The organism is Phaeodactylibacter xiamenensis (assembly GCF_965229835.1).
GTDB classification, from domain to species: Bacteria; Bacteroidota; Bacteroidia; order Chitinophagales; family Saprospiraceae; genus Phaeodactylibacter; species Phaeodactylibacter xiamenensis.
This window is the reverse complement of record NZ_OZ245931.1, coordinates 1,637,458-1,657,615: the sequence shown is the minus strand read 5'-3', so window position 1 is coordinate 1,657,615 and position 20,158 is coordinate 1,637,458. Positions and strand designations below refer to the sequence as shown.

Sequence of the window (20,158 nt, the reverse complement as noted above, 5' to 3'; positions counted from 1 at the left end):
CAGTTTTCCCTTTGTGGAAAGCTGACCGGATTTTTTATACCTGCCTGTGAGGGCTTTATCGAAATTTGGCGCCTGAGGATTAATCCACCCGGAATTGTTTGATCATTACGGCTCCGCTCTCTTCCAGGTTGGAGCTTACGATGATGACCTGTTCGCGCTCCCCGTCATCTACGGAGACGGCCACGGTATTGGGCCGTATGTCGCCGAGGTCGTCTGCGTGGAGGACGAGAAAGTTGTCGGTTTGCGAAAGCGTAACGGGAATGCCGATGCGCCGCTTAGAAACGCGGTGCTGATTGAGGATACGCTCTCCGTTGAGGAAGAGCGTAGCGACATCGCCGTCCACGGTTCCATTGTCCCAAATTTTGATCCGGATATTCGGGCTGCTCACTTCCAGAACCCGCTGGACTTTGATCTGCCGCTGATTTTCCAGCTGATAAGGTTCGGCAATGGCCTGCCGGGTTTGTACGATTTCCCTGGTCAGTATTGGCTTCTCAAGGTATAGGGCGCCACTGGCGCAGGGGCCGGATTCCAAATCATACCCCTCAATATACCCTTTCCAGGTTCCCTCCAGTACGAGGCGGCTGCCCTCACGTCGGTAAGCCAGGTCGCCCGATTTAATGCACCAGGGCCAGGCCGGGTCCTCCTTTTTTATAACGGAGCCTTCCTGAAAGTGCAGTTCGTTGCTGTTGGCGTTGTAGGTATACTCGAGGTCCATATGAGCGCTGCCGCCGTTGCCTTCAGATACGATATAGGAGCCACCCAGCCCGCGTGGCCCCAGGTCCACTTCGAAGTAGAAGCCATAGTCGCGGTCGGACTGAGAAAGCGTGCCTGTCCACTTACCGGCAACCGTAGGCTTTATTTCCTGTACGACCGTATCCTGTATGGTTTTGACCGGGCGCTGAAGGAAGAGTTGACCTGGCGTGCAGCCATCGGCGCGCCAGGGGCCGGACAGGGTAGGGATGCCGTCCTGCTCTCCTGCCCGGAGGGTCGCGTATTTAATGCACCACTGAGGCGATGCGGGCTCGATCTGTTCCACCTCCTGAAGAATGAGCTTTTGCCCATCCCAGAAACCAGTAAGGAGAAACCGGGCGGTGTGCTGCCCGTCAGCGGTGGCGGAGTAGGCTTCGCCGTTCAGAGAGGTGCCGGACTGCTGTAATTGGACGCGGTATACAAAGGTATCGGTTTTGCCGCCCTGAGAAAGATGCCCTTCCCACTGGCCGCCCAAATTTTGTGCAAAAAGTACCCCCGGGGCGAGGAGCCAACCGATAATCAAATGCCATCTCATAGTTTTCCCATTCTGTGGAGCCTGATTTTCAGACCGCTATAAAGGTAGTGATAAGGATCAACTACTGCAACTGATCTTTGTCAATGCGCCCCCAGCTGTGAGGGCATACCTTGGAAGTATTAAATCACTAAAACGGAATCCACCAGAAACTTAAAAAGGACGAGACCGCAGCCCTAACCGCTGCCGAAATCAACCAGCCTAACCGAACTAGAAAATTGAACTTATGAAAGTACAAGTGAATTCCACCTTCGAGGTAAACGAATACCTAAATGGTGTTATTGAAGAGAAAGTCAGCAAATTAGCCAATTATTCAGATCGGATTACGGAAGCGGAGGTTTACCTCAAGATTGGGGAAAAGCGCCACCGCCAGCCGGAAGATCAGATTGTGGAACTGCGCCTGACGGTGCCCGGCCATACTTTTTTTGCCGAGGACCACAGCGATGCTTTCGAAAAGGCTGTAGCCGGTGCTGCTGATAAAGTGAAGCGGCAACTGTTGAAATACAAAGAACAAGTTACGAATCATCATTGATCTGAAACGGGGAGCACAGACCACTAATGTTTACTGATCGCTATTCCCCTTCATCTTTTGGAAATAGCGCTTTGGCAGAGGCTTTATATATACATCAGTTCCGCTCACGGAGCTTCTCAGTTAATCCAGCCTTTGCCTCTTACGCCGGGCAGCAGCATTCTATTGTCACCTTACCTCCGCTGCCCGGCGATTTTTTGTCCCTTACGGAAAGCGGTGACAAATGTCAATGCCTGCCTGACCAAAGTCACCTTGTTATTTGATCTAGATCACAAACCCCGCCTCCCAAACCCCCTTAATTTGTAATCGTAATCAGAAACAATATTTGAATAATGATTTGCAAGCACCACAACCGTTGCCCCTGAGCAGAAAGCCTGGGTATTTTTTTACCCTGAATCATGAATGAATGATCATATTTTAAGACAATAATCTATTACTTCAGTCCAAACCTTGTAAAATTTTTTAACCAATGAAAGTAGAACAAATATATACCGGATGTCTGGCCGAAGCGGCTTATTACATTGAAAGCAATGGCGAAGCTGTAATTATCGACCCTTTGCGCGAAACGGATCCTTACATCGAGCGCGCAGAAGCTGATGGTGCACGCATCAAGTACGTTTTGGAGACGCACTTCCATGCGGATTTTGTTTCCGGCCACCTGGACCTGGCCAATAAAACCGGCGCCACTATCGTATTTGGCCCTACTGCCAAGCCAAACTTCGAAGCGCATATAGCTACCGATGGCGAAGAACTGAAAGTTGGTAATGTTATCGTAAAAGTGCTGCATACACCTGGCCATACGATGGAATCTTCCACTTTCCTCTTATTTGATGAAGAAGGCAAGGAACATGCGATATTTACGGGTGATACCCTCTTCCTGGGTGATGTAGGCCGCCCTGATTTGGCGGTTAAAACCGATTTGTCCCGCGAGGACCTCGCCGGCCATCTGTTTGACAGCCTCCGCAACAAGATTATGCCTCTCTCGGACGAGGTGATTGTGTATCCTGGCCACGGTGCCGGTTCTGCCTGTGGTAAAAAGATGAGTTCTGAGACCTGGGGCTACCTGGGCGATCAGAAGAAAACCAACTACGCCCTGCAACCTATGACCCGTGAGGAATTTGTGAAGGAAGTGACCGATGGCTTGGTGGCGCCTCCACAGTACTTCCCCAAGAACGCGGTGATGAACAAAATGGGCTATGATTCCATCGACGACATCCTTGCCAAAGGCCTCAATCCGCTGAGCGTGCGCGCCTTTAAAGCCGCATGGGCAGAGGAAGAAGCACTGGTGATTGATACCCGTCATCAGGATGACTTTGCCAATGGCTTTATCCCTGGCTCGATCTTCATCGGTATTGACGATAACTTCGCGATGTGGGTAGGTGCGCTGATTACGGACCTGCAGATCCCCATTCTGGTTGTTGCCGATGAGGGCCGTCAGAAGGAGGTGGTAACCCGTCTGGCCCGCGTAGGCTATGATAACCCAATCGGTTACCTGGAAGGCGGCTTCGAAGCCTGGACAGCAGCCGGTGAAGAAGTGGATGCGGTTGAAGAGGTAACAGCTGCCGACCTGGCTGACCGGTTTGACAAAGAAGGTATGAACGTACTGGATGTACGTAAAGCCAGCGAGTATAACGCTCAGCATATCGTCGGTGCCCAAAACTTCCCGCTCGACTTCATCAACAGCAATATGAGCGAGGTAAGCCGCGATAAGCGCTACTTCCTGCACTGTGCAGGGGGCTACCGCTCCATGATCACGGCTTCCATCCTGAAGTCCCGCGGCTACAACGACGTAGTTAACATCAAGGGCGGCTACAAGGCACTGGTGGAAACCAATCTGCCAATGACGGAATTTGAAGAGCAAATCACAGAACTGTAAGGCAAGCTTTTTTAAAGATTGTTTTATTGTGAATTAGCTACGGCCCGGTGCAATCCTTTTGTGCCGGGCCTTTGACATTTTTATTGCCCATATAATTATCGGTTTTCTTAATTTTGTACAAAATGAACACCGGTAAACTATGGAAAATTTTCTCGCATTTTTTGAAACCATGCCAGCCTGGCAAAAGCTGGCCTGGGTTTTCGCCTGTTTGTCTGTCAGTTGGGTACTGGAAGGTGCCGTGCCGCTGGTCACCCTCAATTATAAAAAGTGGAAGCACGCCGGGGTCAACCTCATCTTCCTCAGCACTTCTCTGGTGATCAATTTGCTGTTCACCTTCGCCACTGCCGGGGTGTTTATCTGGGGGGCACAGTATGAATTCGGGCTGCTGTACTGGCTGGATTTGCCGGTCTGGGCAGAACTGATTCTGGCGGTGATGCTCCTGGACCTGGTCGCGCAGTACGTTGCTCACTACCTGCTGCATAAGGTGAAGTGGATGTGGAAATTCCACCTGGTTCACCACAGCGATACGAAAGTGGACGCCACCACAGGCACCCGGCACCATCCTGGCGATTATGTCATCCGGGAGGTCTTTGCGTTGTTTGGTGTGATCGTCTTCGGCATCCCATTGGCGTTTTACTTGTTTTATCGCATTGCCACCATCCTGTTCACCTACCTCACGCATGCCAATATCACTGTGCCGGCCTGGCTGGATAAGCCGCTGAGCCTGCTGTTCATTACGCCCAATATGCATAAGTTCCACCATCACTTTGAGCGGCCATGGACCGACTCCAACTACGGCAATATCTTCTCGCTTTGGGACCGCATGTTTGGTACCTTTGTCTATGATGACCCCCGCAAGGTACGCTACGGCGTGGATGTGCTCAGCGATGATTTGGATGAGAATGTGGGCTATCAGTTCAGAGTGCCTTTTGACAAAACCATCAAGACTGATTATTAAAGCCGTTCAGGTGTGGCAATAAGATCAAATGCCCGGGGTGTTTTGCCAAACATTCACCGGGCATTTGCAGTTCGGGATAGTATGAAGACACTAAACTTTTCCCACAACGACAAAATGCCCATCATTGGACTGGGTACCTGGAAATCCAAGCCCGGAGAAGTATACGAAGCGGTGCTGACCGCCCTGAAAACCGGGTATCGCCACATTGACTATGCCCCCATCTATGGCAATGAGAAAGAAGTAGGCAACGCGATTAGGGATGCGATCAAAGAGGGCGTCCTGACCCGTAAAGAACTTTGGGTGACTTCCAAGCTTTGGAATGATGCCCACCGCAGGGACGATGTCATTCCGGCATTACGGAAGACCCTGTCTGACCTGCAGCTGGATTACCTTGATCTTTTCCTCATGCACTGGCCCGTTGCTTTGCAGCCGGGGGTGATGTTCCCAAAAGGCAGCGATGATTTTCTGAGCCTGTCCGAAGTGCCGGTAGCCGAAACCTGGCAGGGCATGGAAGCCGCAGTAGATCAGGGGCTGGTACGCCACATTGGCGTATCCAACTTCAAATTGGAGCGAGTGAAGCACCTGGTGGAGAACAGCCGGATCAAGCCCGAGATGAATCAGGTAGAATTGCACCCTTTCCTGCCACAGGATGAACTGGTGAAAGGCTGCAAGGAACTCGGCCTGCACCTGACAGCCTATTCGCCCCTGGGGTCTAAGGACCGTTCTTCAGCAATTAAGAAAGACGACGAGCCTCTGCTGCTGGAGCACCCGGCAGTAAAGAAAGTAGCCGAAAAGCGCGATTGTACGCCCGGGCAGGTCCTGATCAGCTGGGCGGTACACCGTGGCACTGCAGTTATCCCGAAGTCGACCAACGCAGGGCGCATTGCGGAGAACCTGAACGCTGCTAAGGTAGAACTAAGCGTAGAGGATATACAGTTTATTGCCCAGATTGGCCCGGAGTACCGCTTTGTAGACGGGAGTTTTTGGGCTATGGAAGGTAGCCCTTACACGCTGTCAGATTTGTGGGGATAATCCGCGAATTATTCCAGGATCATCCTGGCCTCTTCAAAAAGAATCCGTGCTGAGTCCAGTTGGGTAGCCCAGGCTTTAGCCTGTTGCTGCCCTTCCTGTTTGAGTTGCTGCAGTTCCTTCAGGTCGGACGCAGAGAGGGTTCCGTTTCCGCTTTCTTTGATGGCATTTAGGCGGGTAGCGCCTTCCTGCCACCGGTTGACAAAAGCAAATGAAGCTTCAGATGCTTCGCCTAGTGCTTGCAATTCCTTTTCAAGCCGCGTTTTAATATCCGTCGCGGGACCCTCCGGCAGCGTATCAAGAGCACTAAGCAATTCCTGAGCGCTCTCCTGAGCTTTCAGAATCCCTGTAACCTGATCGGTTACCAGGGCTGTCGTGCTATCCCAGTCTGATGAAAACAAAGTCACCTCATCCTCTTTTGGGGGCTTTTCTCCTGAGCAGGCGCTCAAAATCAATAACGTCAGGCAAGCAATCAAAAAGCGCATGGGTAATTTTTAAGCTAAGATAGGGAATTGGTCCTCAATCCGGGAATACTTTCTTTATTTTGGGTATTACACTAAGTTCTTACCTTCGTTGAGATCAACTCAAGTTATAAAGATGACCACCTCTAAAAGATACGTGTGTATTCACGGCCACTTCTACCAACCACCCCGGGAAAATCCCTGGCTGGAAACGGTGGAAGTACAGGATTCTGCTGCCCCTTTTCACGACTGGAACGAGCGGATCAACTTCGAGTGTTATGCGCCCAATGCGGCTGCCCGCGTGCTCAATGGAATGCAGCGTATCATTGATATCGTCAATAATTACGCCCGCATCAGTTTCAATTTTGGGCCCACCTTGTTGTCGTGGATGGAAAAGGCCGACCCCAAGACCTACGCCCGTATCCTGATGGCGGACCGCGAAAGCCAGTCCATTTTTGGCGGGCATGGTTCGGCTATGGCGCAGGCGCACAGCCACCTCATCCTGCCGCTCTGTAACCGCCGCGACAAGGAAACGCAAATTGCCTGGGGCATCGCAGACTTTAAGCACCGTTTTCAGCGTATGCCTGAAGGGATGTGGCTGGCCGAAACCGCGGTGGATACGGAAACCCTGGAGGTCCTGGCAGAACAAGGGATCCAATTCACTGTACTGGCGCCCCGACAGGCCAAAGCAATCCGGAAAATCGGCGCAGCAGACTGGGAAGAACAGGGGCATGCAGCTGTGGATACCCGCCGGCCTTACCTTTGCCAGCTGCCTTCCGGCAAAACGATCACCCTGTTTTTCTATCACGGCGGCATTGCGCAGGGCGTAGCTTTTGAAGGGCTGTTGAACAATGGTACGGTCTTTGCGAACCGCTTTCGGGAAGCCTTTACAGATACAGAAGAGCCACTGCTGGCCCATATCGCTACCGATGGCGAAAGTTATGGTCATCATCACCGGCACGGCGAAATGGCGCTGGCTGCCTGTCTGCGCTCTATCGAAGAGCAGGGAATAGCTACGGTGACTAACTATGGTCAGTACATGGAGCTCCATCCGCCAACCTATGAGGTACAGATTCATGAGAATAGCTCCTGGAGTTGTGTGCATGGGGTGGAGCGCTGGCGGTCCAATTGTGGCTGCAATACTGGCGGCCGGCCTACCTGGACACAAGACTGGCGGGCACCACTGCGGGAAACGCTCAACTGGCTGCGCGACCAGTTGATGCCTGTCTACGAAGCAGAAGCCGGGAAACTGCTGAAAGACCCATGGGCGGCCCGCAATGACTATATTCAGGTGCTCCTGGACCGCAATGACAACTCAGTGGATGCTTTTGTAAGGGCACACGCCAAAAAAAGCCTGGACGAGGAAGCATTGACACAACTGCTCCGGCTGATGGAGCTGCAACGCCACGCCATGCTCATGTTTACCAGCTGCGGTTGGTTCTTCGATGAGGTGTCAGGTATTGAAACCAATCAAATTCTGCAGTATGCCAACCGCGCCATCCACTACGCCATACAGGTGGCAGAAGTAGATTTGCACGATGAATTTGTCTCCAGACTGGAGCAAATACCCAGCAACGTTTACAAAAATGCAGCAGAAAGCTACCAAAAGTACATCGCTCCTGCCCGGGTTGACCTTATGCGGGTAGGTATGCACTACGCTGCTTCCTCTATTTTTGAAGAGTATCCGGAGCACCTGGAGTTCTTCAACTATATCGCGGATAGCGAAAGTTTCTACCGGCTTTCTGCCGGGAAATACCGGCTGGCTGTGGGCCGGACGATGGTGCAGTCCAAAACCACGTTGTCCCGCAAGCAATTCAGTTTTGCGGTACTTTACCTGGGGCAGCAAAACATCATCGGCAATATTTCCCTGGACATGAGCCGGGCGGATTTCGATCAAATGGCAGAAGCTGCCAAAGCAGCCTTCCGGAGCACCAATCTGGGTGAAGTGATCGGGCTAATGCAGACCTACTTCGGTCAGGAGAAATTCTCTATCTGGGAACTTTTTACCGATGAAAAGCGCAAAATACTGCAGCAAATCACCGAGGATAGCCAGGGGCAGGTGGAAAAAGCGCTTCGCGATATTTACGAAGACAATTATCAGTTAATGATGGGTATGGCGGTAAGTGATATTCCGGTGCCCGAATATTACCGGAGCGCAGTTGCTTTTGTGCTTAATCACGACCTCCTGGAGGTTTTTGAGAATGGAAGCCTAAACCGCCGTGAGTTGCGCCGCATACATGCCGAGTTCCGCCGCTGGAATGTGCCCCTTGCCAACGAGCAGGCCTTTAAGCTTGTGGTCGAGGAACGGGTATTCCGTGAGTTGCAGCAACTGCAAAGTGGGGAAACGGGATCAGACCAACTGCAGACCCTGGTTGCGGTTTTGCAAACCATTAGTCAGCTGGATATTTCCATGGAATATTGGCAAAGCCAAAATCTCTACTTTTCATTGCTGCAGGACTACCAGTCCGGAAAGCGTACTTTCCAGGACGAAGAATGGCGTGAAGGATTTCTGGCGTTGGGGGAATTACTGAGTGTTGAGGTTTAGGCGGCCATAGGATAGGTACAGGGGCTGGTCAGGTTCCAAGCGATGCTGCAACTGTCTGTAATTCTGCCCGGGCGGCTTCCATGTGCCGTTTTTCAACATAAGTCTGCCCGAAAACCATACGCAGAACATACTGGTCCTCAATTTTGGTGTGTGTCAGGAACAGCTTACCCCGCTGATTCACCCTTTCCACCAATGCCTGGTTGAGGGCGTTGAGGGCTTCTTCCGTCTGACCATCCGGCCGGTAGCGGAAGCAGGTGAAGTTGAGAAAGGGGGGGAGAAGCAGCTCAAAGTTCTCTGACTGTTCGACCCATTCTGCAAACTGGGTATTGAGTACAATATGTTGCCGTAGCCGCTCCTGCATGCCTTTTAGCCCAAAGCTGCGCATGACAAACCACAGCTTCAGTGCCCGGAAGCGCCGACCGAGCGGGATACCCCAGTCCCGGTAGTCATTGACCTGCCCGCGGGTGCGGGTCTTGAGGTACTCCGGCAGGATATCAAAAGTACGCACCAGCATATCGGCATCTTTCACATAGTAAGCCGTGCAGTCGAAATTGGTAAACAGCCATTTGTGCGGATTGAAGACAAAGCTGTCGGCCTGTTCCATCCCCTCAATCATCCATTGGTACTCTGGTAAAATGAGGGCAGAACCAGCATAGGCCGCATCAATGTGGTGCCATACGTTATGCCGGGCGCAGATAGCGCTGATCTCAGGGATGGGGTCTACGGCAACGGTGCCGGTAGTGCCCACAGCAGTGACCACACAACAGGGAAGGTAGCCCGATTCCATATCTTGCTGAATCTGTGCATCAAGGGCATCCGCCCGCATCCGCATTTGCTCATCCACAGGGATTTTGACCAGGTTTTTACGGCCGATACCGGCTATTTTTACTGCCTTTTCAATCGAGGAGTGGGTTTGTGTGGAGCAATAAACGCGCAGATTGGGCGGCACACCATTTTCATTGGCTTCGAAGTTGGTCACCTTTTCCCGGGCCGTCAGAATAGCCACGAGGGTCGCGGAAGAAGCCGTATCCTGAATGACCCCTTCCCAGTCTTTTGGGATGCCCATCGCTCGCTGCAGCCATTCCATCATACGCTCTTCCAGTTCCGCGGCAGCCGGGGATGTTTCCCAAATCATACACTGTGCGCCCATGGCAGCGGTCATCATTTCGGCGTAGACCGACTCCACAGAACTGTTGGCAGGGAAGTAGGCGTGGAAGTTGGGGTGCTGCCAATGGGTCATACCGGGCAGGATAATCCGGTCCAAATCTTGCAGGATAGCCTCTAGCGGCTCTCCGGATTCAGGCATTTGATCCGGAATTTGCTTGTAGATATCACCGGGCACTACCTGTGATTTTACGGGCAGTTTCTCCAATTGGTCGAAGTACTGCTGTATCCAGTTGGTAATATCAGGTGCATGGCGGTGGAAGTCTTTGCGGTCGATCATGGTTTGAAAAGCAGATTTTGGAAAGCACTAGTATACGGAAAAGCGCGCTGCGCGGCAGTGTTAACGATATGGTAATCGTGATTTTTTATCAGCCTGATGGGTGGCAGTAGTCTATTTTTATCCCAAAATCACCCGATATGAAAAACTACCTCGTCCTGGCACTCCTATTCACCGGTCTATTCGCTTGCAAAACGCCCTTGCCGGAGTACACTTTTGAAACCATCATCTGGACTGCCGCGTGGAGCCCGGACGGACAATATGTAGCCTCGGGAGGCAATGGTGAAGTCCTCACGATTTGGTCTTCTGATACCTGGAAAGTCGCAGAACAGCATTCCTTTCCGCAGACTATTACTAATACCGCCTGGCATCCTACACTGCCTAAACTTGCTGTTACCCTGCACCTTACGCCTAAAACCAGCGTGATCATTGATATGGAGACCAAGCAGAAGACCGAATTGCCGAGCGTATCACCTGAAGGAGCAAGGGCTGTGGCCTGGAGCCCGGACGGCCAGTGGCTGGCTTTGGGCGACAATGAAGGTTACCTGAGTCTCTACACGCCTCAGGGCGCCTTGGAGCGACAGGTCAAAGTCGACCCCAAAGCCATTACGGGTTTAAGCTGGCATCCGGATGGACAGCAGATCGTTACTGTAGGTTCCAAGCTGGGCTTCTACAACCTGGAAACGGAAGGTGTGGAAACGATTGCCCACCGCGATACGCCGGTATTAATACTATCTGTAGCCTGGCATCCTTCTGGTACTTTCCTGGCATTGGGGGACTATGGCGATTCTGAACAAAAGCTGCCCCCATTGTTGCAATTCCGTAAACCCAATGGAGCATTAATAAAATCCATCCAAAAAAGCCGGGCGGAATACCGCAATCTGCGCTGGTCGCCTGATGGTAAGATGCTGGCTTCCGCAAGTGATGGTATCCGCCTCTGGTCTGTTGATGGGAAATTGCTCGGTCATGCCCTGAAAGACCAATACCTTTGGGGTTTGGACTGGAGCCCTGAGGGGGAACAACTGGTGGTGACTACCGCTGGGGGATTAGTGAAGGTATTGGGCCAGGACCTTAAAGTTTTGTTTAGCCGGCCCTAATATGTTGAGTGGGAAACAGATTGGACAGATTCCCGGCAGGGGCGGGCGCGGAGGAGCCTAATCAGTACAGCCTTGTTGTGAGAAGAAGAAACAGCCGCCGGTTCGTCTCAGCTGTTAAGAGAAAGCAAAGAGGAGTGGCCTTTTAAGCGGGATTCAATACCTTTACCGCAAAAAGCATGCGCCAATTATTACTGGGCTTAGCGGCCCTGGCTATTTTCTCAGCCTCCGGGTGCTACTCCTTTAAGGGTATAAGCATCGACTATTCGCAGGTGAAGACCTACTTCGTAGACCAATTTGACATTACCGCACTCAACGCGGAGCCTACGATTGCCATACGCCTGACGGAAGACCTGAAAGAAAAAATCCGGACCGAATCCCGCCTGACACTGGAGGAAATCGATCCGGATATCTCTTTTGAAGGTACCGTGACGCGCTATACGGTGACGTCTGAAGCCCCGCAGCCCGGGGAAGTAACAAGTATCAACCGCTTAACTATAGAAGTAGCGGTGCAGTACATCAATAATGTCAATGAAGAAAAAAGCTGGGAACGCAAGCGCCCCTTCTCCTTTTTCTTCGACTTCGGTACTTCCCAGGCCCTGGCAGATGTAGAGGAAGAGGCCATCAGCACCATCAGTCAGCAGATGATGGAGGATATTTTCAACGCTGCCTTTACGGACTGGTAGTTCTGATTTTAAGCCGTCACGCTAGCATAGAGTTCGTCCCGCTGCGCATGTATCGCATCTGACCGCAGGTAGTCATCGAAGTTCATCAGGCTGTCGATAATGCCGTTGGGGGTGATCTCGATGATGCGGTTGGCCACGGTCTCCGTCAGTTTGTGGTCATGGGAGGTAAAAATCATATTGCCCTTGAAGTCTGTCATGGCGTTGTTAAGTGCCGTGATGGACTCCAGGTCAAGGTGGTTAGTCGGCTCATCCATGAGGATAAAGTTAGGGTGGGTGAGCATGATCTTGGACAGCATGCAGCGTACCTTTTCCCCGCCCGATAGGACCGAGGCTTTCTTAAGCACTTCTTCACCTGAGAACAACATGCGGCCCAGGAAGCCCCGGATAAACTGCTCGTCCGGATCTTCAGAGTATTGCCGCAGCCAGTTGATAAGGTCGAGGTCGCCCTTACCGGTGAAGTACTCGTCGTTTTCGTTAGGCAGATAGCCTACGTTGATGGTTTTGCCAAATTCAATGGTGCCTCCATCTGCCTGCGCCTTGCCTGCCATGACATCGAAGAAAGCCGTCAGCGCTGTGGCATTGCGGCCCATGAGGGCAATTTTCTCCCCTTTGTTCATGGTGAAGCTTACATTGGAGAAGAGGGGTGTGCCATCCGTACCCTGCAGGCTTAGGTTCTCGACCTTCAGGATTTGGTCGCCTGGCTCGCGTTCCATTTTGAAGTTGATGTAAGGGTATTTTCGGCTCGAAGGCTGAATGTCTTCCAGGTTGAGTTTTTCCAAAGCCTTTTTACGAGACGTGGCTTGCTTGGATTTTGAGGCATTAGCGCTAAAGCGCTGAATGAATTCCTGCATCTCCTTGCGCTTCTGTTCGATCTTCTTATTCTTATTGGCCATCTGCTGAGCCATAAGCAGGCTGGACTCGTACCAGAAGGTATAGTTGCCGGTGAAGATTTTGATGCGCTTGAAGTCGATATCCACCACATGCGTACAGACCATGTCCAGGAAGTAACGGTCGTGGGACACCACGATCACCATATTCTTAAAGTCAGCCAGAAAGTCGGCCAGCCAGGTAACGGTTTCCGCATCAAGGTCGTTGGTAGGCTCATCGAGCAGGAGGATGTCCGGATTGCTGAACAGGGACTGCGCCAGGAGCACCTTCACCTTTTCTCCACCGCTGAGGTCTTTCATTTGGCGGTAGTGGAGGGACTCGTGTATGCCCAGGTTGCTAAGCAGTTCGGCCGCATCGCTCTCGGCATTCCAGCCGCCCATTTCCCCAAACTTGTTTTCCAGCTCAGCGGCCAGCAGGCCATCGGCTTCCGTGGCATCGGGGTCCATGTAGATGGCATTTTTGCGCACCATGATGTCGTACATCTCCCGGTGGCCCATGATAACGGTATCGAGCACTTGCTCTTCCTCGTATTCAAAGTGGTTCTGTTTCAGAACAGCCATACGGTTGCCCGGCTCGATGTCCACACCGCCCCGGTTGGCAGCGATTTCCCCGGAGAGGATTTTCAGGAAAGTGGATTTACCGGCGCCATTGGCACCGATGACACCGTAGCAGTTGCCACGGGTGAATTTGAGGTTGACCTCATCAAAAAGGACGCGCTTGCCGTATTGCAAGCCAAGGTTATGTACGGTCAGCATGAATGTTACGCTTGGGGGCACGGAAATGTGCCATTAAATAAAGCCGCAAAGGTAAGGGTATTTTCTACTTTAAACCCTGTTGGGCAGCTTCTTTTAATATTGAAAGGTATTTTTTGACGATTGCCCAAACAATAGTCATGTCCATACCATCGTAATTGTGAATCAAATAGTTATCGGTTGGCGTGTTGAAAAAACTTCAGATCTAAAGTAAGGATTCTGAATAGGTTGGTCTGTTAGCAGGTCGACCTTTCTTCCGAATAGTTGTTCTAATTCATTCCAGATTGCCATTAAGTATTCTCCTTTCTGAATGGGGGGCATATGCTCAAGTTCTACCATGAGGTCCAAATCGCTTTTGTCATAATCGAAGCGTACCGTCGTCACTGAACCAAAAGCAAATAGTTTCGATACACGGTACTTTTCGCATATCGATTGCAAGGCTGTGCGGTTGGTTTCGAAGATTGAATGTTCCATATCAGGTAGTAATATAGATAATTTCTTTTGCAGTATGATGGTCCGCATACAACTATTACAACCGCTCGAACATCTTCTCCGTTCCCGCTTTCCTTAGTAAAAGACCACTTTGACGCTTAGCACTGCCATTTTTGCCTTCCTGGGGCTCGCTGCCCTTATTGCTACTGCCGGGACTGTCCTTACCCGTGCCGGGGACCGGATTGCTGATCTCACCGGACTGGGAGAGGCCCTCATTGGTGGCGTGCTGCTGGGGGGTATCTCCTCCTTGTCCGGCGTGATGACCTCTGTGACGGCAGCCTGGGACGGGCACGCGCACCTGTCGTTTAGCAATGCCGTAGGTGGGATAGCTGCTCAAACGGTATTTTTAGCGGTGGCGGACCTGACCTACCGGCGGGCAAACCTGGAGCATGCCTCGGCTTCCCTGTCCAATCTGATGCAAGGCATTTTGCTCATGTTGATGCTTACTTTCGTGCTCCTGGTGATGTCGGGCCCGGACCTCACCCTTTGGAACATACACCCCGCTTCGGTTTTGCTCCTGTTGATTTACGTCCTGGGTACCCGCCTGGTCGCCAAAGCCAGGAAGTCGCCTATGTGGGAGCCCATTCATACCCGGGAAACCGTGGAAGATGAGCCGGATGATGACCTGGAGCAGGTCAATAAGCCCCTGCTTTTAACCCGGTTTTTGCTCTCGGCGGCAGTAGTGGGGGTAGCGGGGTATTTCGTGGCGAAGGTCGCTGTGGTCATTGCCAATCAATCAGGACTGTCGCAGTCTTTTGTGGGGGCTTTGTTTACCGCGGTAGCGACTTCCCTGCCCGAGCTGGTTATTTCCATTGCGGCCGTACGTCAGGGGGCGCTGACTTTAGCTGTAGCCAATATCATCGGCGGTAACAGCTTCGATGTGCTGTTTTTGGCTTTTGCCGATACGGCTTATCAGGAAGGTTCTATTTACCATGAGGTAGGCAATGCAGAAGCCTTTGTGTTGTCCCTTGGAATTTTGCTCGCCGGCACCCTGTTGTTGGGTATGCTGCACCGGCAGCGGGAAGGGCTTGCTAATGCGGGATGGGAAAGCATCACGGTGATCGGGCTGTTTTTGGGTGGATATATAATGCTTTATTTTATGTAATTTAGGTGCTCAAATACGAGCACTATGCGACACCTGTTACTGCTGTTTTTTATCCTGCCCCTTGGTCTTTCCGCACAATCTACCTTTCAGCATCAGGCGCCGAGCCTTCAGATTGGGCTGGGTGGGCTGAGTTTTGGAAAGGGTACTCTGGACGCTGAGGTCATCGCCTCGGTCATCGCCGACAAGCAGGCCGAAGTGCGTGTCCGGCTGATCAAAAATATGTTCCTGGGGCGGATAGAGGAAGCAGGCGGATTAAATTACATCTACCTCGATAACATCATCAATACGGTACTGGAAGAGCGCAATGCCGAGACCCGTACCCGCAATATTTATGAGAATACGGTCAACCTGGTCTTTGTCTATGCGCTTTCCGACTACTACTTCGCTCTCTGCGATCCGGAGTTGGTGGCTTTGGCTGAAGCCTATGGAGGGCAGAAGACCGGCGCGGCGATGGCAGGTCAGACTTTTGCGCGTTTTCAGCTGGCGGTCTCCGGGGAGCGGCCCGGGCAGGGGCTGATAGCCAGGTCCGCCGCTATTACATTTTCGGAGGATAGCCTGACTACAGCGTTTAAAGCGCTGTTGCTGGATATCGTCAGCGAGGCCGTGCGCAATGAACCGACTTTGCAGGAGTTGGGGCTGCTCCGCACTATGTATCGCAATTCCGGCAGTGAAGCACTGAATACTTATCTCACCCTGACGGATACGGTCAGGAAGCCTTTGGCAGATGCTGTGTATAATCGTGTGCAGAGCCGCTTATCCAATCTGATTGACTACATCGGCCTGATCAATTATCTGTTCCGTACGACCAACTTTAAAGTAAACGGGGCTTCCATGGGGCTGGATTTGGAAAGCGCTGCCGGGCTTCGCAACAATGATGCTATTGGCGCTCAGCTCGATAGTGTGCGGCAGTACATCCGGCGGGCGATAGGCGAACAAGGCAGGGCGGAGCTTTCGGCAGAGGAACTACAGGTCTTGCTGTCTTTTCTGGGGCAACTGCAACAGCTCGATTTGGATAACATTAGCCCCGGTGCGCTGTCTGATCTCATCTTTGAGCTCTATAACGACGTGCTGCCGGTCCTGGAGCGCCTGGCCAAAAACTCACAGTACTTCATTGACACCTACTTCGAGCTGAACACCCTGCTGCAGTCGCTGGTCAAAACCGCCTTTGAGCAGGGCTTCCCCTTTGATTACGAAGCACTGCGCGACCATCTGCTGTTCCGGCTCATGGCTAAGTTGTACGAATTTGATCAGGCGGCCACTTACGATGACTACCTGAATGCCCTGGCCGGGCTGAGCGATATCTTTCCCAATCAGGACACCAAAGCCGCCCTTAACAAAATTATCAGTCTGTTGCGCAGCTATACCGAGATCCTTGAAGGATTTCAGGAGAATGAAGCTCTGGATTTTGACGTGGAAAGCTTTCTGGTTTCTTTGCAAAACATTAATTATGACCGGTGGCGGCCACTGTCTTTTATCTTCAACGTGGGGGTGAACAATGCCCACTTCCCGGACGGGCTATCCTTGCAGAATGGCGAAAGCCTGCGCAATTACACCTTCGCCGGCGAGAAGATCGGCCTCAAGGTCAATCTGCTGGATTGGGCTTACATCAACAGCTTCGGGCGGCAGGAGACTTTCCGGTACTGGGGCAAATCGTATGTACGGCTGGAGCCCGCCAAAGCGCCAACGGTGAGCAACCTGCACCTGCTGCTTTACGGTACGGGCCTGCTGTACAATCTGGCTAACACCGGCACCACTCCGGATTTCAACCGCCCCATGATTGCCGGCGGCCTGGGGCTCACCTTTTTCAATCAGCTGGACCTGAATGCTTCGGTAGGGGTTCCTGTCAATGCCACCGCTGCGCAGGCCACGCCACTTTTCCTGAATCTCGGCTTTGACATCCGCTTCGATGAGTACCTGCAGGCTTTGAATGAACGGCGTCGGCAGCGCCGGTATGAGCGCCGGGTGGATGCACTGTTGTTAGCGCCATCGGAGGATTAATCTTCTGATGGAAATGAGAAAAGACCAGTTTCGGTGGAGTAGGACTAAAAAGGCTTGTTGGTCGATTTCTGCCTAGTGGATTTCGGCGCAAATTGTTAACACCTAAAGATCAGGTACCAAAAAGACTTATGCGTGGAAATACGATCAATTAATCCGGTCTGGCCGCACTGGCAGGATATTGAACAGCTTAAATTCCGTCCCAATCCGGATCGAAGTTAAACTCCCAGGTACTTACCATAAGTACAATAGTCGCAACATCAATTGCAGCTCCCGCAGCCAGGCCAAGAAAAACTCCTTTGGTGATATTTCTTTCCTTCGCTTCAACCTTTTCAATATTTCCCCAGGGAATCACAATTTCATTGCCTTTCGCCCGGATGGTGACTCCGGAAAGCGGGTGTTCAGGCTCCGGTGGAGTAGCTTTCAGGTAGTTACCCGTGAAAGTAATTTCCTCCTTAGTGTATATGACTATTTCTGTACGCTGATTCAGCTTTTGTAGCTCTTCGTAAGTCACGGCGTAGGTAGCGTCATCGTAAGATGGTGCTGCAATGCCACCGATAATAGCCCCGGCTATAGTGGCGCAACCGGAGCTCAAAACCGCCAGCACAAGCGCAAAAACCAAAGATGAAAGGAATGGCTTTTTCATAACTGTGGGGATTTTGGTCCTGTCTCAGTTTCACCAAACTATTGGACTTTTGAAATGATAAATATTCCTTGTTTTTGGTGTTGTTTATCAGTGAGGCGGCTTCTGTATTAGAGTAGGATGCTAGAAATGAATTGGGTCATCCGAAAAATCTGTTGATTAGAGATTAGACCACCGCTGATTTGAGTTTTAGGTAAGCTTTGATCTGCGGTTCGGAAAGGAGGGGGAATAATTCTTTTTCCTTATTGTCCACAAGGTTCTGCATATAAAAGTAGGCAGAGAAGTGATTCATGCCTGTATCAATGACTTCCCGCTGTACAATGCGCGCGTACTTTAGATTCAGTTGATGGACCTGTTCAATCTGATGCGGAAGTAAAGGCAGGGCTTCCTTCATCTGATCCGTCTGGTAGTTGGCACGTTCCTCCGGGGTGCCATAGTTTTCCTGTGCCTCTACCCATAGAGAAAAGAGGAGGGAAACAGCAAGGGATAAGTATTTTATAGTCATTGATTTAGCGGTTTAAGTCGGTATTGCCTGCATATAAAGACGGTGGATGGTCTGTGGGTGTTGCTTTGGGGCTCTACCGGAACTGTCCGCGGCTTACTGTTTTAGGTTCTTTTTGTATCTCCGGATTGGTGATGTGGTCGAAAGTAGCGTGGTAATTCTTATGGTTGGTGTTCATCACCGTGTCCCAGAAATTGAAATAGAGCCCGTAGTTGCAGCCCGACCGTTCGTGGTGCATATTGTGGTGCGTGGAGGTGTTGAACCACCGAAAAACGGGGTGGTGAACAAACCCTGCCGGGAAAATTTCGTACCCCAGGTGCCCCAACACATTCCAAAGCAGGGACCAGGTGGCAAAGAGAAACAGCACTAGTGGGTGGAAAGGGATGATCAATGCTGCGATGGGAAGAATGGCTATTTCCACAATTGCTTCAAGTGGGTGGAAAGACAAGGAAGCCCAGGGCGTTGGATTGAAAGACTGATGGTGGACCCGGTGGAGCCGTTTAAATAAACGGGGATGGTGCATAAGCCGGTGCACCCAGTAGAAATAAGTGTCGTGCAGGACCAGGAGCAACAGGAAGGAAATGGGGATGTACCAAGCCCCATAGGCATTCCAGTCGGTATAAATCTCAGTGTACCCCGCTGTTCGCATGAAATAGAGCCCTACGCCAATTAACCCAAAGATCAGCGCGCTGTAGCCGGAGTGCAAAATTTCTGCCAGCATGTGACGCTGTTCGGCAGTGCGGTTTTGAATTTTCAGGTGGCGGAAGAACGTATGGCCGAAGCGGTAAAAGAGTAGAAACGCCAAGCCTGCAAAGACAAGATAACGGAAGAAAATAGCAAAGGCGGCCAGCATCCATCCGGGGAGCAGCCCGAAGTGTTCGATGAGGTAATGCATGATGTTTGTTTTTTGGAAAAACCGGGCTGCCGTTTTCAGACAGCCCGGGGCAGAAGGCAAATATGGGGTAAGGTTCAAAAAAGGGTGTTCATAGTGGTTGGCTCATGGGATTATCAGGGATTAAAAGAGGTCAATGGTATAGGAATTGCCGTTGATGATCAGGGTGACGGAACCATCGCCGTTAAAGACCAGGTCGCCGGAAAAGGTTTGCGTGTTCCCACCCGAGCCTGTGATGACGATGGTGGCCTCGGCGATACCAGACTTGATTTGCTTGGTCCCCTTGTCGATATTCAGGTCATCCACCTCAATGGTGATGACAGAGGTAAAGGCATTCTGATTGCGGACTTTAGACTCCTGTGCTCCGGTGCGCTCGAAAGTGCCATTAAAGACATAATTCGCTCCGGTGAAGAGGTTATCAACGGTCCAGGTACTGCTCGATGCATCTTCCGATAGCATGCGGCTGGTTTCGTAGGTGCCGGAAGATGTGGTTGCTAAGTTGAGCCCCAGTGGGATGTCCGCAGCGTTGCAGTCCAGGCTCCATTCCCAGGTGAAGGCATATTCAGCGGTGATATTGGTTTCATTGACGCTGCGGACGAAGGTGGAATCGAACGTTTCGCCGCAGGGGGAGCCGCCGGACTTTTCCGTGTAGGATTCGGCCAGGTCGGCAGTGGCGTCGATTTCCTGCGCCATGCCTTCGGTGGAGGCTTGAAGGGCACCGGTCATGGCATCTACGGCATCTTCTTCGGTGGGCTGTTTGAGGTTTTCCGGGGTGGTGTCGGTTGCTTCCTTGTCGCAGGAAGTGGTGAGTGTACCGAGTGCAAAGAAGGCAAAAACGAAAAGAACAGACTGAAACTTGATTTTCATGATGTTTGATTTTGGTGTGGTTGAATGATTCGGTACAAACATGCAGGGTTTTGAGCGGCATCGAAAATCCCTTCAACCAATGGCCTGCCTTTTTCAACGAACGGTAGGGAGAAGACTGAAA

Annotated in this window: 19 protein-coding genes; 9 read left to right on the top strand and 10 right to left on the bottom strand. The window is 51.6% G+C overall.

What is annotated here, in order from left to right:
• Window positions 1-79 precede the first annotated feature (79 nt).
• Window positions 80-1,285: a hypothetical protein gene (locus ACO08I_RS06015; protein WP_282778447.1), complete on the bottom strand. Its 1,206-nt coding sequence runs from the start codon at window positions 1,283-1,285 to the stop codon at window positions 80-82.
• A gap of 223 nt (window positions 1,286-1,508) precedes the next feature.
• On the opposite strand from ACO08I_RS06015, the gene hpf reads away from it, so the two are divergent.
• The 4 genes from hpf to ACO08I_RS05995 all read left to right on the top strand — a co-directional run bounded on the left by hpf (window position 1,509) and on the right by ACO08I_RS05995 (window position 5,677).
• Window positions 1,509-1,814: a ribosome hibernation-promoting factor, HPF/YfiA family gene (gene hpf, locus ACO08I_RS06010; protein WP_044145907.1), complete on the top strand. Its 306-nt coding sequence runs from the start codon at window positions 1,509-1,511 to the stop codon at window positions 1,812-1,814.
• A gap of 466 nt (window positions 1,815-2,280) precedes the next feature.
• Entirely contained in the window at window positions 2,281-3,687 is a 1,407-nt protein-coding gene (locus tag ACO08I_RS06005) for an MBL fold metallo-hydrolase (protein ID WP_282778449.1), read from the top strand.
• A 139-nt stretch (window positions 3,688-3,826) separates the two neighbouring features.
• Window positions 3,827-4,645 carry a sterol desaturase family protein gene (locus ACO08I_RS06000; RefSeq protein WP_421948812.1) on the top strand — a complete coding sequence of 273 codons (819 nt, stop codon included), beginning with the start codon at window positions 3,827-3,829 and terminating at the stop codon, window positions 4,643-4,645.
• Between the two features lie 81 nt (window positions 4,646-4,726).
• A complete protein-coding gene (locus ACO08I_RS05995; protein ID WP_421948811.1) occupies window positions 4,727-5,677 on the top strand; it encodes an aldo/keto reductase in 951 nt (316 codons plus the stop codon).
• Between the two features lie 8 nt (window positions 5,678-5,685).
• Here the strand turns inward: ACO08I_RS05995 and ACO08I_RS05990 are convergent, their stop codons facing one another.
• Window positions 5,686-6,159 carry a hypothetical protein gene (locus ACO08I_RS05990; protein ID WP_282778455.1) on the bottom strand — a complete coding sequence of 158 codons (474 nt, stop codon included), beginning with the start codon at window positions 6,157-6,159 and terminating at the stop codon, window positions 5,686-5,688.
• Window positions 6,160-6,271: 112 nt separating this feature from the next.
• Between ACO08I_RS05990 and ACO08I_RS05985 the strand changes: the two genes are divergently transcribed.
• A complete protein-coding gene (locus tag ACO08I_RS05985; protein WP_421948810.1) occupies window positions 6,272-8,680 on the top strand; it encodes a DUF3536 domain-containing protein in 2,409 nt (802 codons plus the stop codon).
• A gap of 28 nt (window positions 8,681-8,708) precedes the next feature.
• On the opposite strand, the gene ACO08I_RS05980 is transcribed toward ACO08I_RS05985, so the two are convergent.
• Entirely contained in the window at window positions 8,709-10,124 is a 1,416-nt protein-coding gene (locus tag ACO08I_RS05980; RefSeq protein ID WP_421948809.1) for a pyridoxal phosphate-dependent decarboxylase family protein, read from the bottom strand.
• 137 nt (window positions 10,125-10,261) lie between these two features.
• On the opposite strand from ACO08I_RS05980, the gene ACO08I_RS05975 reads away from it, so the two are divergent.
• Window positions 10,262-11,218: a WD40 repeat domain-containing protein gene (locus ACO08I_RS05975; protein ID WP_421948808.1), complete on the top strand. Its 957-nt coding sequence runs from the start codon at window positions 10,262-10,264 to the stop codon at window positions 11,216-11,218.
• 176 nt (window positions 11,219-11,394) lie between these two features.
• Complete coding sequence (lptE, locus tag ACO08I_RS05970) at window positions 11,395-11,901, top strand: LPS assembly lipoprotein LptE (protein WP_044228627.1); 507 nt, start codon at window positions 11,395-11,397, stop codon at window positions 11,899-11,901.
• An 8-nt stretch (window positions 11,902-11,909) separates the two neighbouring features.
• Here the strand turns inward: lptE and ACO08I_RS05965 are convergent, their stop codons facing one another.
• The 3 genes from ACO08I_RS05965 to ACO08I_RS05955 form a co-directional block, all read right to left on the bottom strand.
• Window positions 11,910-13,544 (bottom strand): ABC-F family ATP-binding cassette domain-containing protein, encoded by a 1,635-nt coding sequence (locus ACO08I_RS05965; protein ID WP_282778463.1) that lies wholly within the window; start codon window positions 13,542-13,544, stop codon window positions 11,910-11,912.
• A 64-nt stretch (window positions 13,545-13,608) separates the two neighbouring features.
• Window positions 13,609-13,710, bottom strand: coding sequence for a hypothetical protein (locus tag ACO08I_RS05960; protein WP_421948807.1), 102 nt, complete (start codon window positions 13,708-13,710; stop codon window positions 13,609-13,611).
• Window positions 13,707-14,015: a nucleotidyltransferase family protein gene (locus tag ACO08I_RS05955; RefSeq protein WP_421948806.1), complete on the bottom strand. Its 309-nt coding sequence runs from the start codon at window positions 14,013-14,015 to the stop codon at window positions 13,707-13,709. Before ACO08I_RS05955 ends, ACO08I_RS05960 begins: the two co-directional genes overlap by 4 nt.
• Window positions 14,016-14,124: 109 nt before the next feature.
• Between ACO08I_RS05955 and ACO08I_RS05950 the strand changes: the two genes are divergently transcribed.
• Window positions 14,125-15,138, top strand: a complete 1,014-nt coding sequence (locus ACO08I_RS05950; protein WP_421948805.1) for a sodium:calcium antiporter — start codon at window positions 14,125-14,127, stop codon at window positions 15,136-15,138.
• Window positions 15,139-15,162: 24 nt separating this feature from the next.
• The gene (locus ACO08I_RS05945) at window positions 15,163-17,136 is read left to right on the top strand and encodes a hypothetical protein (protein ID WP_421948804.1); all 1,974 of its coding nucleotides are present in this window, start codon (window positions 15,163-15,165) and stop codon (window positions 17,134-17,136) included.
• A 187-nt stretch (window positions 17,137-17,323) separates the two neighbouring features.
• Here the strand turns inward: ACO08I_RS05945 and ACO08I_RS05940 are convergent, their stop codons facing one another.
• From ACO08I_RS05940 to ACO08I_RS05925, 4 genes are all read right to left on the bottom strand, one after another.
• On the bottom strand, window positions 17,324-17,779 hold the full coding sequence (locus ACO08I_RS05940; protein ID WP_421948803.1) for a hypothetical protein: 456 nt from the start codon (window positions 17,777-17,779) through the stop codon (window positions 17,324-17,326).
• A 163-nt stretch (window positions 17,780-17,942) separates the two neighbouring features.
• On the bottom strand, window positions 17,943-18,281 hold the full coding sequence (locus ACO08I_RS05935) for a hypothetical protein (RefSeq protein WP_421948802.1): 339 nt from the start codon (window positions 18,279-18,281) through the stop codon (window positions 17,943-17,945).
• Window positions 18,282-18,354: 73 nt separating this feature from the next.
• Window positions 18,355-19,173, bottom strand: coding sequence for a sterol desaturase family protein (locus ACO08I_RS05930; RefSeq protein WP_421948801.1), 819 nt, complete (start codon window positions 19,171-19,173; stop codon window positions 18,355-18,357).
• A gap of 120 nt (window positions 19,174-19,293) precedes the next feature.
• Complete coding sequence (locus ACO08I_RS05925) at window positions 19,294-20,037, bottom strand: hypothetical protein (protein WP_421948800.1); 744 nt, start codon at window positions 20,035-20,037, stop codon at window positions 19,294-19,296.
• Window positions 20,038-20,158: the final 121 nt, after the last annotated feature.

Coding starts and splice junctions, on each gene's coding strand:
- ACO08I_RS06015 (WP_282778447.1), bottom strand. CDS start 1,285: ATGAGATGGCATTTGATTATCGGTTGGCTCCTCGCCCCGGGGGTACTT.
- hpf (WP_044145907.1), top strand. CDS start 1,509: ATGAAAGTACAAGTGAATTCCACCTTCGAGGTAAACGAATACCTAAAT.
- ACO08I_RS06005 (WP_282778449.1), top strand. CDS start 2,281: ATGAAAGTAGAACAAATATATACCGGATGTCTGGCCGAAGCGGCTTAT.
- ACO08I_RS06000 (WP_421948812.1), top strand. CDS start 3,827: ATGGAAAATTTTCTCGCATTTTTTGAAACCATGCCAGCCTGGCAAAAG.
- ACO08I_RS05995 (WP_421948811.1), top strand. CDS start 4,727: ATGAAGACACTAAACTTTTCCCACAACGACAAAATGCCCATCATTGGA.
- ACO08I_RS05990 (WP_282778455.1), bottom strand. CDS start 6,159: ATGCGCTTTTTGATTGCTTGCCTGACGTTATTGATTTTGAGCGCCTGC.
- ACO08I_RS05985 (WP_421948810.1), top strand. CDS start 6,272: ATGACCACCTCTAAAAGATACGTGTGTATTCACGGCCACTTCTACCAA.
- ACO08I_RS05980 (WP_421948809.1), bottom strand. CDS start 10,124: ATGATCGACCGCAAAGACTTCCACCGCCATGCACCTGATATTACCAAC.
- ACO08I_RS05975 (WP_421948808.1), top strand. CDS start 10,262: ATGAAAAACTACCTCGTCCTGGCACTCCTATTCACCGGTCTATTCGCT.
- lptE (WP_044228627.1), top strand. CDS start 11,395: ATGCGCCAATTATTACTGGGCTTAGCGGCCCTGGCTATTTTCTCAGCC.
- ACO08I_RS05965 (WP_282778463.1), bottom strand. CDS start 13,544: ATGCTGACCGTACATAACCTTGGCTTGCAATACGGCAAGCGCGTCCTT.
- ACO08I_RS05955 (WP_421948806.1), bottom strand. CDS start 14,015: ATGGAACATTCAATCTTCGAAACCAACCGCACAGCCTTGCAATCGATA.
- ACO08I_RS05945 (WP_421948804.1), top strand. CDS start 15,163: ATGCGACACCTGTTACTGCTGTTTTTTATCCTGCCCCTTGGTCTTTCC.
- ACO08I_RS05940 (WP_421948803.1), bottom strand. CDS start 17,779: ATGAAAAAGCCATTCCTTTCATCTTTGGTTTTTGCGCTTGTGCTGGCG.
- ACO08I_RS05935 (WP_421948802.1), bottom strand. CDS start 18,281: ATGACTATAAAATACTTATCCCTTGCTGTTTCCCTCCTCTTTTCTCTA.
- ACO08I_RS05930 (WP_421948801.1), bottom strand. CDS start 19,173: ATGCATTACCTCATCGAACACTTCGGGCTGCTCCCCGGATGGATGCTG.
- ACO08I_RS05925 (WP_421948800.1), bottom strand. CDS start 20,037: ATGAAAATCAAGTTTCAGTCTGTTCTTTTCGTTTTTGCCTTCTTTGCA.